Annotated in this window: 8 protein-coding genes and 4 pseudogenes; 2 read left to right on the top strand and 10 right to left on the bottom strand. The window is 54.4% G+C overall.

Annotated features, from left to right (window positions below; all coding sequences use genetic code 11):
- Positions 1-97: 97 nt before the first annotated feature.
- Positions 98-1,504: an ATP-binding protein gene (locus tag ACTBDZ_RS05960; RefSeq protein ID WP_438814625.1), complete on the bottom strand. Its 1,407-nt coding sequence runs from the start codon at positions 1,502-1,504 to the stop codon at positions 98-100.
- Positions 1,501-2,184, bottom strand: a complete 684-nt coding sequence (locus ACTBDZ_RS05955; protein ID WP_438814624.1) for a response regulator transcription factor — start codon at positions 2,182-2,184, stop codon at positions 1,501-1,503. The genes ACTBDZ_RS05960 and ACTBDZ_RS05955 overlap by 4 nt, the downstream gene beginning before the upstream one ends.
- 225 nt (positions 2,185-2,409) lie before the next feature.
- Between ACTBDZ_RS05955 and ACTBDZ_RS05950 the strand changes: the two genes are divergently transcribed.
- Entirely contained in the window at positions 2,410-3,570 is a 1,161-nt protein-coding gene (locus ACTBDZ_RS05950; RefSeq protein WP_438814623.1) for an efflux RND transporter periplasmic adaptor subunit, read from the top strand.
- 13 nt (positions 3,571-3,583) lie between these two features.
- Positions 3,584-5,162 (top strand): annotated as a pseudogene (locus ACTBDZ_RS05945) (ATP-binding cassette domain-containing protein).
- Between the two features lie 2 nt (positions 5,163-5,164).
- Here ACTBDZ_RS05945 and cysM read toward each other — a convergent pair.
- The 8 genes and pseudogenes from cysM to ACTBDZ_RS05905 form a co-directional block, all read right to left on the bottom strand.
- Positions 5,165-6,044, bottom strand: a pseudogene (gene cysM, locus ACTBDZ_RS05940) (cysteine synthase CysM).
- A 32-nt stretch (positions 6,045-6,076) separates the two neighbouring features.
- Positions 6,077-6,978, bottom strand: a pseudogene (locus ACTBDZ_RS05935) (Dyp-type peroxidase).
- A gap of 210 nt (positions 6,979-7,188) precedes the next feature.
- Positions 7,189-7,791 carry an RpoE-regulated lipoprotein gene (locus ACTBDZ_RS05930; protein ID WP_438814622.1) on the bottom strand — a complete coding sequence of 201 codons (603 nt, stop codon included), beginning with the start codon at positions 7,789-7,791 and terminating at the stop codon, positions 7,189-7,191.
- 203 nt (positions 7,792-7,994) lie between these two features.
- Complete coding sequence (locus ACTBDZ_RS05925) at positions 7,995-8,306, bottom strand: hypothetical protein (protein ID WP_438814626.1); 312 nt, start codon at positions 8,304-8,306, stop codon at positions 7,995-7,997.
- Between the two features lie 138 nt (positions 8,307-8,444).
- Positions 8,445-10,109 (bottom strand): annotated as a pseudogene (locus tag ACTBDZ_RS05920) (ABC transporter ATP-binding protein/permease).
- Positions 10,106-12,016, bottom strand: a complete 1,911-nt coding sequence (locus ACTBDZ_RS05915) for a M16 family metallopeptidase (protein WP_438814621.1) — start codon at positions 12,014-12,016, stop codon at positions 10,106-10,108. Before ACTBDZ_RS05915 ends, ACTBDZ_RS05920 begins: the two are co-directional and overlap by 4 nt.
- Positions 12,017-12,047: 31 nt before the next feature.
- Positions 12,048-12,890, bottom strand: a complete 843-nt coding sequence (locus ACTBDZ_RS05910; protein WP_438814620.1) for a hypothetical protein — start codon at positions 12,888-12,890, stop codon at positions 12,048-12,050.
- A gap of 128 nt (positions 12,891-13,018) precedes the next feature.
- Complete coding sequence (locus tag ACTBDZ_RS05905) at positions 13,019-13,951, bottom strand: hypothetical protein (protein WP_438814619.1); 933 nt, start codon at positions 13,949-13,951, stop codon at positions 13,019-13,021.
- Between the last annotated feature and the right edge of the window lie 106 nt (positions 13,952-14,057).

Below are 14,057 nucleotides of genomic sequence, written 5' to 3'. Positions count from 1 at the left end.
CCAATGGCAACATTACTTGATGGTAAACGGGTCTGGGCAGAAAAAAATCTGAACCAGATTTAATCTGACAGACACCTGTATAAATAACCGGTAACTGTCAGATCAGGTCTGAGCTAGTACAAATAAAGATACGCACGGTCAACCCTCCCTGAGGGCCGTTATCGGCCTCAATATGGCCTCCGTGTGCTATCACCACTTTGCGGGCAATCGCCAGCCCTAATCCATAACCCTTGCCGGACTGCGGAGATTCGATGCGAATAACAGGATCAAAGATGCTGGATAGCTTATTTTTCTCCACCCCCGGCCCCTGATCGGTGACACAAAGCAGCCACTCGCGCTCCGTGCCACGCAGGTCTACCAGCACCGTCTGCTCGTGGGTTGAAAAGCGCAGTGCGTTGCGCACGATATTATCCAACGCGCGCCGCATCAGCTCCGCATTACCTTTTACCGTGTGATCCTGCTCTGTATCCGCCTCCAAAAGAATGGTTACCCTTGGTACTTGCGCCTCATAGCGCGCATCGTTTACCACCGCGTCGACCAATCCGTACAAATCGAAATAGGACTCATCCACCACCTGATGCTCGGCGCGTGATAGCGTCAGCAGTTCACCAATCATTTTGTCCATGCGCGCCGCTTCACCTTCGATGCGCTGCAATGAGGTATCGATATTATCGCGATTTTGGTGCGCCAACCCGATGGCCAGCTGTAAACGCGCCAAAGGGGAACGTAGTTCATGAGACACATCATGCAGCAGTTGTTCGCGGGAACTCACCAATACCTCCAGTCGCTCAACCATGGCATCAAAATCCCGCGCCACGTCGCTCAACTCATCGTGCCGTCGTTTCATGTCCGGCAACAGCCGAATGGATAAATCCCCCTGTGATACACGGTCAAAACTGGCGCGCAGGCGATTGAGCGGCCGGGTCAGGTTCCAGGCCAATACCCCACTGAAGAGCAGCCCGCCTAATCCCGAAATCCATACCAACGGTTCAGGAATATTGAGTATCAACATCGGACGCGGTGCATAGGTTTCATCGCGCAAACGCAGGACGTCAAAAGAGACCCAATAGCGCTCGCCATTGGGCTCATTGACTGCGTTAACAAGCGACATGTGCCGATCGCACCGGAGATGTTCCTCATCCGCTGGCGGCCTCAGGCCACCGGGAGGCGGGATATCGCTGGCTGGCGGTTCACGCCACGGCACAGGCGGTGGAGCCCATTTCTCGGCATCGGTTGCCGTGGTAGAAACGCGCAGAAAACCGCGCTCCTGCGGCGGCCACTGAGCTTCCAGTGCGTCCAGCGCGGGCTGCCCACCCTGTTGCAACGCAGATTGCGCCATCGACATTTGTAACGACATCAAGCGCTGGATCATCGCCTCTTCCGGCGGTGCGCGGTGCCCGCCGTCATACAACGTGAACCCCAACCACAGCAGTTGCGATATCAATAAAAACGTCAGCCAGAAGCCAAACAGAATTTTCCAGAACAAGCGTCCCTGCATCATCAACGAATCCGATATCCTACGCTGCGCACGGTTTCAATGGTCATGTTGCTGCCCGGCAGTTCGGCCAGCTTTTGCCGAATGTTGCTGATATGCACATCGACGCTGCGATCGTAGGCTTCACGCTGCCGCCCCAGACACTTTTCCGACAGCTCATCTTTGGAGACCACGCGCTCGCACGCGCGCACCAGCAGTTCCAGCAAATTGAACTCGGAGGCGGTTAAATCAAAGGGGTGTCCTTTCCATTCGCTGGTGCGCGTAGCGGGGTTCAACACCAGTTCGCCTAATGTGGCAGTCCCTTCGCTTTCCTGCTTTTCCGGGCGCTCATCATAACGGCGCAGCACCGCACGCAAGCGTGCTACCAGTTCACGGGGGAAACAGGGCTTCGGCATATAATCATCGGCCCCCATTTCCAGACCAATCACCCGGTCGATATTGTCACCCTTGGCCGTCAACATGATAATCGGCAACCGGCTCGATTTACGCACCTGGCGTAACACATCAATACCGCTCATATCCGGCAACATCACGTCCAGAATCATGGCGGTGTAATTTCCTGACAGCGCGCTTTCCACGCCCTCTTTCCCTGTTAACACTCGCGTTGCGGCAAATCCCTCAGCGCTGAGATACTCACAAAGCAGGTTTCCCAACTCCACATCATCATCATCAACCAGCAACAGCTTCATACCTTGCTCCGCTCCCCTTGGCGGTTCTGGCGGTTATTTTCTCGTTTAATACGTATTTTCGCAGCCATCTTTACTGAATTCTTACCTTCCATAGCACTAAATAGGCGAGATCGGGTCATAGAGTCAGGGTAAAGTAACGGCGTTGTTCTACGCGGTTAGCATCACCCAGTCAGACGTCAGTACCCTGCTAAGACGTCAACACTCGATAAGGATATTCAACTGCTCATGCCTGCTCGTTTTTTGTCATTACGTACGTCGCTACTGGCACTGGTTGCCATCGTTGCCCTTTATTTTGGCTATAAGCACTTTTTCGCCGCCCCACCACCGGTGAACTACATTACCGCGCCCGTAGAAACCCGAGATATTGAGCAGACCGTCCTGGCAGATGGCACCATTGAAGCGCTCAAACAGGTCAGCGTCGGTGCCCAGGTGTCAGGGCAAATCAAAGCGTTGCATATTGCACTGGGCGATAAGGTGAGCAAGGGGCAACTGCTGGCAGAAATTGATGATTTAACGCAGCAAAATACGCTGAAAGACAGCGATGCCGCGCTGCGCAACAATCAGCTTAGTTGGCAGCGTCAGCAAATGCTAATGCAACGCGGCGTGGGTGCACAGGCCGATTATGACAGCGCCAAGGCCACGCTGGATGCCACCACGGCAGACATTGCCGCCCTCGACGCACAAATCGCGCAGGCGGAGATCGCCACCAGCACCGCCAAGGTCAATCTGGGCTATACGCAAATTACCGCACCGATGGATGGCACCATCGTTGCCATTCCGGTGGAAGCAGGGCAGACCGTCAACGCGGCGCAAACTACCCCCACTATCGCCAAAGTGGCGAACCTGAACACCATGACGGTGAAAGCGCAGATTTCCGAAGCCGATGTGGTCAACGTGAAAGTCGGCATGCCGGTCTGGTTTACCATTCTTGGCCAGCCCAACAAGCGCTATCAAGCCACGCTGCGCGCTATCGAACCGGCACCGGATTCCATCAACGACGAGACCACCAGTTCATCCAGCAGTTCCAGCAGCAGTAGCAGCTCTTCAACGTCTAAGGCGATTTATTACAACGGCCTGTTTGATGTTGATAACCCGGATGGCACGCTGCGTATCTCGATGACGGCGCAAGTGTATATTCTGCGTGCTGCGGTAAAAAACGCGCTGGTGGAGCCCGCCACGGCAGTACAGCAGCTTAATGGCAAAACCGTGGTGCAAGTGGTTAATGCGCAAGGTCAACGTGAATCCCGCGACATGACCATTGGCATTAACGACAACGTGCATACCCAATTACTCACCGACGTCAGCGCGGGTGAACAAGTGATCATCAGCCAGCAACCGGGTTCTTCATCATCAACGGCGCGCCACCCCGGCCCGCCGCCGATGTAAGGGGAGCTAACGTATGACTCAACCTTTATTAACGCTAACGGGAATTTCACGCCGTTTTACCAACGGTGACCAAACGGTCAACGTGTTGAAAGCGATAAACCTGACGATTCATGCGGGTGAGATGGTCGCTATTGTTGAGGCTTCCGGCTCCGGCAAGTCGACATTGATGAATATTCTCGGTTGTCTGGATAAAGCCTCGGAAGGGGAATACCGGGTTAACGGCCAAGCGGTAGCGACGCTCGACAGCGACAGCCCGGCCGCGCTGCGTCGGGAGTATTTCGAGTTTATCTTTCAACGCTATCACCTGTTGGGCGATCTTTCTGCGCAGGGCAATGTCGAAGTCCCCGCTATTTACGCCGGGCGCGACCGCACCTCTCGCCAGCAGCGCGCCGCAGCACTGCTGCACCGCCTCGGATTGGGTGAACGCCTGAACTATCGCCCCAGCCAACTTTCCGGTGGGCAACAACAGCGCGTCAGTATCGCCCGCGCGCTGATGAACGGCGGTCAGGTGATCCTCGCGGATGAGCCAACGGGCGCACTGGACACGCACAGCGGTAACGAAGTGCTGGCCATTTTGAAAGATCTGAACGCGCAGGGGCACACCATCATTATCGTGACCCACGATATGCAGATCGCGCGCCATGCCGGGCGTATCATCGAGTTGCGCGATGGCGAAGTGATCGCGGATTCAGCCAGTACAACGGCTCCTACCGAGACTGCGCTATGGCAATATTGCCGTTACGGCCAATGCCAACGGGGTAGGAGAACAGTTTTTCACCGTGCGCGGCTACAGCGTGGCACAAGGGATGATTTTCCCACGCGCCAGCGTGGATAATCTGTCGCAAGAAGCGGTTATCGATCAGAACACATTGCAGAAACTGTTTCCCAACGGGGAGAACCCTATCGGCGAGGTGATCCTGCTAGGATCGCTCCCCGTGCGAATTATTGGCGTGGTGGAAAAAAACAGCAGTGGCTTTGGCAGCGATGAAAACCTTAACGTCTGGGTCCCCTACACCACGGCGATGAAACGCATGATCGGGCAGTCCTACCTGAGAAGCATCACCGTCAGGGTCAAAGACAACGTGGATTTGAGCGTGGCAGAACAGGGCATTACCCAGATTTTGACCCAGCGCCACGGCAGCAAGGATTTCTTTGTTTTCAACACCGATAGCATTCGTCAAACCATCGAGAAGGCCACTACCACGCTGGCGCTGCTGGTCTTCGCCATTGCGTTTATTTCGCTGCTGGTCGGCGGTATCGGCGTGATGAACATCATGCTGGTGTCGGTGACCGAGCGCACGCGAGAAATCGGCGTGCGCATGGCGGTTGGTGCGCGTGCCAGCGATATCATGCAACAGTTTTTGATTGAAGCAGTGCTGGTGTGCTTGCTGGGCGGCGTGTTGGGGGTTTCGCTGTCGCTGTTGGCGGGGGCGGTATTTAGCCACTTCTTCAGCAGCTTCTCGTTAATCTACTCGCCAGCATCTATTATTGCCGCGTTCCTGTGCGCCAGCCTGATTGGGGTGATTTTTGGCTTCTTCCCCGCCCGGCGCGCCGCATACATGGAGCCAATACACGCGCTGGAACGGGAATAGCGTTAGCCAAATACGCCGGTAGACAGATAGCGATCGCCGCGATCGCAAACAATCGCGACGATCGTGCTGCCGGGGTTTTCCTGCGCCACGCGCAGTGCTCCCGCTACCGCACCGCCGGAACTGACGCCGCAGAAAATGCCTTCCTCCTGCGCCAAGCGCCGTAGCGTGGTTTCCGCCTCTTGCTGGGTAATATCCATCACACGATCTACATACTGGGGCTGGAAAATCCCCGGCTCATACCCCGTTGCCCAGCGACGGATACCGGGAATGTGGCTCCCCGACGCGGGTTGTAAACCGATAGTGCAGAGGGATGCACGCTGTTGCTTTAGGAAGCGACTGACGCCGGAAAGCGTGCCGGTAGTACCCATCGCGGACACAAAATGGGTGAGTGCACCTTGCGTTTGCTGCCAGATTTCCGGCCCCGTGGTCATAAAATGCGCCAACGCGTTATCCGGGTTGTTGACTGATCGAGCACCTGCCCTCTCCGGATTCTGCCATCTGGCGCGCCAGATCGCGCGCGCCTTCCATGCCACACGCAGGGCTGACCAGCACCAATTCCGCACCGTAGGCGCGCATCGCCAGTTGCCGCTCACGACTCATGTTCTCCGGCATCAACAGCCGCAGGCGATACCCTTTCACCGCGGCAATCATCGCCAGCGCAATACCGGTATTACCACTGGTGGCTTCAATCAGCCGATCGCCAGGGGTTATTTCTCCGCGCCGTTCAGCCTGCTCCACCATAAAACGAACCGGACGATCTTTTACCGAGCCAGCCGGATTGTTCCCTTCCAGCTTAAGCCAGATCTCACTGCCGGTACCCTGCGCCAGCCTTTGCAGCTTGATGAGCGGCGTATTGCCAATTGTGTTATCCAGCGTACTCAACGCGTCTCCCCTACCGACTCAACGTGAACATGTTACAACGCGAGCAGTTTTTCCAGCGAAGGAGCGAAGAAATAGCTGCCGCTAACGGCGCGCGTGAAGCGCAGCATCTCGTCACGTTTGCCGTCACGATCGCCAAACATGCTCAGTAATTGCTGTTCAATATTATGCAAGCGCGCGCAATAGGCAATAAAGTAAAGACCATGTTTGCCGCTGGCCGTGCCATAAGGCATGCTCTGGCGCAAAATTTTCAGCCCTTTGCCCTCTTCCTTAAGATCAACCCGGCTCAGGTGCGAGGTGATCGGGCGCTGTTCTGCCGGAATCTCTTCGTTATCCTGCTTGGTGCGGCCGATCATCTGCTCTTGTTGCTCCACGCTAAAGCGCTGCAACTGCTTGAGATTATGCTCCCAGCGCTGCACAAACACATAGCTGCCGCCCGCATCCGGCCGATCGTCGGCGATAATCGCCACGTCGCGTCGCGCATCGCCCTGCGGGTTCTCGGTGCCATCGACAAACCCACTCAGAATCGCGATCTTCCACCCAGCGAAAGCCGTGTGTCTCTTCTTCAACGTGGATCGCGGAACCAAACGCTGCCAATGCCGCCTGAGCCAGGCTGAAATTGACATCGTGACGCAAAGATTGAATATGCAGCAGCAGATCGCGCTGCGTTGCCGGTGCCAACCCCTTACCCAGCGGTGCAAAAGGCTTCAGTTCAGCCGTCCCTTGTTCGCAATCGAGATCGCGCCACACATCTATGACCAAACGCCAACGTCGCCCCCAGCACCGCATCGGGAAAGCGCGCCTGCAACTCCTGCAACGACTGGAAAAACTTTTTGCAGCCTTGGCGAATAGCGTCGAATTCGCCCTGAATCATGGCTTCAATAAAAATGGCAAAACGACGGTGCTCAAGCAAAATTCCGCTCTGTATCTGCGTCATTTCAAGCTTCCTCATGTTTTAATTATCTGCTTTTATCGTTTTTTGGCACTACGTTGCCTAAGGCGCTCATCATACCGCATTCACGACAATGTGCTTTGTTCAAAAACAAAGGATAAAAATAAACGATGAGAGAATGGAAACGCTACGACGTTGGCGCGTTACCGCGCCAAGCCTGATAGGTGTGGCTTAAGAAAGGTCGAGACGATAAAATCAGTCACGCGCTTGCGCGTGCCAGATGATTTTGCTGACGTGCCAGGTTTGCAGAATATCATCAGAGGGCATTAAGCCTTCCGGGCCGTTCCAGTCACCGGAATAGAGATAACTGACGTGCTTGCTCTGCGATTCAACGCACTCTACGCTGCGGGCATCATCCCCTTGAGCAAGCTGGCAGACTTCAAAGGCTTTACTGTAATGGGCTCTGAATGCATCCCCGATTTTCACGCCCCATACGCTGGCAATTTTCGCATCCATAACCTCAACGCGATTGACCTGCGCTTTGGGCTTACCGCTGATCAACAACCTGATCTCATTACCATCCAGCGCCTGATAGAACGCCGTGATTTGGCCGTTAGTGGTGCCCATGCCGCTGCGCAAACGATAATTACCGTTCAGCGCCTGGTTTATCGGCTCTTGTGCAAGCGGCGTGCCGCCATTAAGCCCGCCGACACCGGCATCCGACACCTCGATTTTGCTGCCAAACCAGTTGAACGGCGACAGGTTGGACCAGGAAAAGTTGGAGAGCGCGCTACATCCCGTCAACAAAAAGGCGGCCAGCACACAGAGAAAAACCAACTGAACGGAGCGAAACCTCATAACATAAATTCCTTTAACAGTGAGCGGCACCTGCGCCACCCCACGATCGCATGCGTGAGGGTTTGAGTCTCAGGCCTGAGAAAAGTGTCGTAAAAAACGGTCAAGTGTGCAAGATTATCGTTGATTCTCACGGCAAGGGGAAGTGAGCGACCTAAGACGTTGGCGGTACGAACAAACTCCCTATCAGTGAGCCTACTGCCGAGTTATAGCGGCAAGGCGGACTCAACCTCATGTTGAAAAACATAAGGATCGGACAACAGGCCAAACTGTTCATCGTCAGGATAGGTGACGGCAACATGGTAATCTTCACCCGCAAACGCTTTTACTGCCTCAATATCTTGCCAATAGGTGGCGAAAAAGAAATGCTCCCAATCGCCTTGCGTAACCCTTTTGACCGCTGCCCCCAAATTGCCCGGTATGCTTTGGGAATGTTGAATGCCTGTGACATCAAGGTGTGCCGCAAATCCCGCTGCATGCGAAACGGGAACGCATCCGTGCCATGTTCTTACGATCATTACTCTGCTCCAACAAACGTGATTCAGATAACCTAACCGAAGCGGCGGACCACAGAAAGGAAAAATTGCCTTCACATCAGCGATCAGAACGAGATGACAGAAGGAAGGCCACACAGGCCTTCCTTCTGATTGATGGCGTTATCCCACCGTCACCGCGCGAAATGTGGTGAGGTCGTAGTGATGCGGGAACAAATCGTCCAGCTCACGCTGATGGGTAATGGCGATCACCGTACAGCCCGGTAGTGCCTGTTTAAGCGCATTCAGCAACGCACGCGCCGCACCGTGATCGAGACTGCTGGTGGCCTCATCCAGATAGAGCGTATCCGGTTTAGCGATCAATGCGCGCGCGAAGGCCAGCCGCTGCTATTCACCACCGGAAAAAATGCGATCCCAGTTATGTCGCTCAGCCAAACGATCGCACCACTCACCTAGACCAACCCGTTTCAGGGTGCGCTGCATGGTGATGGTATCCTCGAGCGGTGGGTGCGGGTAACACAGCACCTCCGCCAGCGTCCCCTGCCCCAAATAGCTTTTCTGTGGCAACAATAGCGAGCGGCCCGCTTGCGCTTGCCACTGCCCGCGATAGTAGGGCCACAGTCCGTTCAAGGTGCGCAGCAGCGTCGATTTACCCAATCCACTTGGCCCAGACAGTTTGCTCCAGCTTCCCGGCGCACAGTGCAGCGCCACATCGTTTAACAGCGGGGTGCCCTGCGGCGTAGCAAACGACAGATTCTCGATATTCAGGCATTCGCCCACGTCCGGTGCCGCCTGCTGTGGCTGATGGCGATCAATTTCCTGCTTGAACTGGATCAAACGCTGGATGCTGGCGGAAAGCATGGTTATCTCCACGTGCATGTGAATAAACCAGCTAAGTGCACCGTGCACCTGAGCAAACGCACTGCGGATCTGCATTAAGCCGCCGAGCGTCACCGTTTTCGATAAAAAGGTAGGCAGCGCGGCAAAAACGGGCACAATCAGACTGACACGCATATAGCCGGAGGTGAAGAACCCCATATTACGCTTCGTGTCCATCAGTTGACGCCAGCTGTGTTCGACATCGCTAAAATGGCGCGCCAAATAGGTTTTTTCCTGCGCCTCACCGCCATAGAGCGCAATCTGTTCCGCATTGTCATGTTTGCGCAACAGCGCGGCGCGGAAATCCGCTTCTGAGCGCTGTCGGGCATAGCTGATGCCGTGCAGTTTTTTCCCCACCACGTGCGTAATCAAGGTACCCACCACGGTATAGATAAGCACCACCCACACCAGATAGCCGGAGATCGCCCATTCACGGCCAAACAGGGTAAAACGTTGCACGCCAGAGAGTTGCCAGAGAATGATCATAAACAATGATAGCCGACCCGCATTGATGATAAAGGCGACCACCATGCTGACCAGCTTATCAGTGAACAAATTGATATCTTCGGCGATACGCTGATCGGGGTTGTCGATTTTCCCGGTTAACGACATGCGATAAAAGGTGCGTTTTGCCAGCCAGCTATCAACAAATTGCGCGGTCAGGGCGCTACGCCAACGGATCACCAGCAAGCTGGTAAACCAGTCCTGATACACAAAAACGCCGATATAGAGCAGGATGTAGAGCGTGTACTCTTTCATCAAGCAAAACAGCTTGCTGCTGTCGTAAGTGCCGAGCGTGTCATAAAACACCCGGCTCCATTCGTTGATCTGCACGTTGAGATAGACGATGCCGAACCCCATGGAGACAGCAATGGCCAGCAGCGACCAGGCGCGCCAACTGCGCCATCCGCCCCAGAAGGGACGGCACAGTTCCCATAATGCGCTCATAGGGCTGCATCTCCTTGCAACGTGCTATCTACGACGCTGCCCGCAGTTTCAGCCTCTTCACGCGGCAATGACAGTAACAGCACGCGGTTATCCAGGTTGAGCAGTTTGGCCGCCATTGCACGCACTTCCTCTAACGTTACCGCCTGCGCGAGGTTTGCCACGTCACTCAGATAGCGCGGATCGCCGTAGTGGCGATCGCTCAGTATCAGGCGCCGTTGCTGGGTGGTGAAATCATTGTTACGCCCTTGCTCCGCGCGGATAAATTGCTGGCGCTGCTGTTCAACATCGTCTGCGGTAATCCGTTGCGGCAAGTTGGCCAGCACCTGTTCAGCGCGCTGCCACAGTTCATGACCCCGTTCAGGAGAAGCGGTAAAGCTTATCTCGGTCTCGATGCGCTGGGCCTTGTCTGCCAACTCACTGTCTAGGCGCATACGATAAATACCCAGCGCCTCATCGCGCAGGCTGTTTTTCAGATATTTATTTGCCAGGTTGCGCGCAACGCTGACTTGTACCGCCGCCTGTGGCGTCCAGGGTTGTTCGGTATAACTCCAGGCCCGCACCTCTGAGCGCAGTTCGATATTCAACGCCACGGTTGATTCACGTGTGCCAGCCAGTGCCCGATGTGGCGTGATGCTCGGCAGCAGCGTCAAGGCATCACGGCCAATCTGCTGCGCGCTGACATAGGGTTTGCTTTGCAGCCAGCCCACCGAGAGTTGCTGAACCCAATCGGCAAACTCGCGTGACTCTACATTGTCAGCCATGCGGTTGGCAGCTTGTCGAATATCGTTTTTAAGCTCAACAATATCGCGCTCGCTGAGCGGATAGCGCTTCACGCGTTCGATCTCTTGCAGCAACACCGGCAACGCCGCCTGATGCTCGCCCGGGATCACGTCGGCAAAAAAACCCACCGCAACGGTGGTTTTACCAATATCGGACTTACGCATCACCAGACTGTTCACGCTGTCCGGCAGATGCTCGCTTTGGCGGCGCAATTGACGCTGCAACGCGTTGGTGGCTAACTGATCCAGCAAGCGGTGACGCATGCCTTCCAGACCGATTTTTTTATTCTGCGGATCGTTGAGACGAAACACAAAGGCAATCTGGCTGGCACCACTTTCACTGTCCTGCAAGCGCACCACGTTCAGCTGCTGTTGCAGGCGAGGCTCATAGTAGTGACGGGCAGGAAGCGACACGGCAGGCAGCGAACCAAACTGGTGGGCGATCTCCGAGACCACCTCTTGCGGAACAATATCGCCAATCACCATCAGGCGCATGTTGGAAGGGTGATACCAGCGCTGATAAAAGTCCTGCAACTGGGTAGCGGGCATAGTGTTGATGGTCTCTTGCGTACCAATCACAGGGCGATCGGGATAGCGCGACCCTTGGCGTATCGCCTGAACGCGCTGTTGATTCATACGCTCGGCGACGCCCAGCTTGCCGCGCCACTCTTCCAGTATAATTTTGCGCTCATCATCCAGATCGCTTTGCAGCAGGCTGGCGTGCCCGACCATTTGGCTTAGCGCCGCCAGCGCCAGCGGCAGATCGCGTTTGCCAGCAGGCGGACTCATCATGTATTGGGTGCGCTCATAGTTGGTCATGGCGTTGTAATGCTGGGCGCGAATCCAGCCCTTTTGATGCAGCATGTTCGCCACACCACTCGGGTACGCTTCACTGGCGCGGAACACCATGTGCTCAACCATATGCGCCACGCCGGATTGTGCCTCGCTTTCATCCACCGATCCGGCGTCCACCGCCAGTCGGATATCGACGCGCTGTTTCTGACCTTCCAGCGGCACCAGCGTGTAGTGCAGCCCGTTAGGCAACGTGCCGGTGGTAATGTGCGGCAGCGGGCTTTTTATCTCCGCCGCAGAAAGGGCGGCGCTAAAAAAAATGCGCCCGCCAGCCAATAGCTCACTGTGTTTTTCATTGTTTTTCTTCTTACCAGGAATAGGTCACATCAAGCCAGAACTGACGACCCAGGCCGTAGTTGGCTTCCGTTTTGTTGGCTTTATCCAAAACGTTCAACACATCTACGCCCACTTTCAGTTTCTGTTTACCCAGCGGTTGGGTATAAGAGATACGCCAATCAAGTATCATGTTGGTGCCGTACTGTTCTTCTTCATAAACATCACCGGAGCCGACCAGACCACCACAGCGATCGTCTCCTAGGCAAACTATGGTAGTTTGGTACACGACATCTTTATAACCGCCGACATAGCTGACGCGCTGCGTCCAGTCCAGCCGCCAGTCGTGGATTTCCGTATTCAATTCAACAAACGCCGCACAAGGGCGGTTAAAATCCTCGGCGGGCATATCAATGGCGCGCATAGGCTTGCCCTTGTAGATGACGTAACCATCGACATCTACATCGGCATCGTAGGTTTTATTCGAGGATTTACTGTCAAAGAGATTCCCGCCCGCTCGCCATTTGAAAATCGCCGGTCCCCATTCAATCGGCGCTACCGGTTCAATTTCCAGGCTGTAGGTGTTGGATTCGGACTGACCATTATTGGTCAGTTCATAGGCACCGTTGATCTTTTCTTCGCTGCGGGCAAATTCATCCTTGTCTTTGCGGTGTACCCATTTCAGCGTCCAGAACGTATTTGCAATACGTTGTTTGACGCCCAGTGTCCTTTCATCGCTATACGGGGTATTTAGCGAGGTGTAACGGTAATTCACTGCAGAAAGCGGTTTTTCATACACCCAGTCAGCCGGTGTGCTACTGGTCGTCAACGCGGCGGTACAAGCCCCTTTGGGCTTTGTTGAATAATAGGTAATCATGCTGTTTTTCTATGCCAGTTTTGGTAGAAAATGCTTGTCATCTTAGGTGTACAGTTTTCTCATGAGGCCTAACTGCATGATTTTGCGTTGCGAGGATCCGTCGTTTCACTTGGCTGCCAGCATAAAATCTATTTATTCAACAAAGCCGCCCCTTTGCTATTAACATGATCCGCCCGGCATTCAGTGTAAGGCTGGACCCGCGCTTCGCGCAGCTTATAGGCCAACACGTTACCGGCATAATAACGACTCATACCACCGAATAATTCGGTTGAACGATCACCCCACACGTCATAGCTGGAACTGAAGCGGGGAGAAACATTCAGGTTCTGCATATAATCGTCAAAATCAACGCGAATACCCGGCACCGCCGTCAAACGGTACAGCTTGAGCGTGTCTTGTACATAAGCGCCGTAGGTACCAGCATCGACCGTAATGTCAGAAACGCCATACACCGTACGCTTGTTGTGATATTGCTCTCCATCAATACAGGCACTGTCTCCGCCACACACAATGGTGCTGGAACGTCTGGGGCTGGTGTAGGAATAGGTAGTCTCTTTTCGGCGATAGCTCGCTTGAGAGAGCGAGACGTCATACCCAATATCCCACTGGTGCTCAAGGGAATAGGTTGAAAATGGCGTGAATTGAAAACCCTGTTTCAGGTTGATACTGCGCTGTGCCGTTTCTACCTTGCCAAACCCACCTTCCTGCGCGGTGGCCACTGCGGAGGCCCAATTAATGCTCTCGGTTCTCAACCAATTGTAATAATCACGCTTCTGATTGTTGATGGTATTTTCGTTCTGCTTATAGGCAAGATTGGACGTCATCATGCCAAGGGCATTTCTATTATCCCACTTAAGATTGACGCTATAACCGCCCCCTTCATTGGTGTACTCTCCATTTCTGGTGTTAGCTCTTACGTAACTGGATGTATGAGGGGCATACAGTAATTGCAGGTCAACCTGGTTATTAGCATCAGGATCCCAGGCATCACGCGAGGTTCGGTAACCGACAGCCCCTGATGCCTCGGTGAATGAGGGACGCTTTAATTTTATATCAATCACGCGCCCCCCCCCCCCCCCCCAGAGAGGGAGAAGCGAGGCAGTATGATCAGGCTAAAAAAAAAAAATATAAAAAAAATATATAAATATGAAAAGAAAAAAGAAGGGG

The organism is Symbiopectobacterium sp., from assembly GCF_051710365.1.
Taxonomy (GTDB): Bacteria; Pseudomonadota; Gammaproteobacteria; order Enterobacterales; family Enterobacteriaceae; genus Symbiopectobacterium.
Note: the sequence above shows the minus strand (reverse complement) of the source record. Positions and strands in the feature narration are given on the sequence as shown.

What these genes read in the sequence shown, in the direction of transcription:
- ACTBDZ_RS05955 (WP_438814624.1), bottom strand. Translation starts at nt 2,184, where the DNA reads ATGAAGCTGTTGCTGGTTGATGATGATGATGTGGAGTTGGGAAACCTG.
- ACTBDZ_RS05950 (WP_438814623.1), top strand. Translation starts at nt 2,410, where the DNA reads ATGCCTGCTCGTTTTTTGTCATTACGTACGTCGCTACTGGCACTGGTT.
- ACTBDZ_RS05930 (WP_438814622.1), bottom strand. Translation starts at nt 7,791, where the DNA reads ATGAGGTTTCGCTCCGTTCAGTTGGTTTTTCTCTGTGTGCTGGCCGCC.
- ACTBDZ_RS05925 (WP_438814626.1), bottom strand. Translation starts at nt 8,306, where the DNA reads ATGATCGTAAGAACATGGCACGGATGCGTTCCCGTTTCGCATGCAGCG.
- ACTBDZ_RS05910 (WP_438814620.1), bottom strand. Translation starts at nt 12,890, where the DNA reads ATGATTACCTATTATTCAACAAAGCCCAAAGGGGCTTGTACCGCCGCG.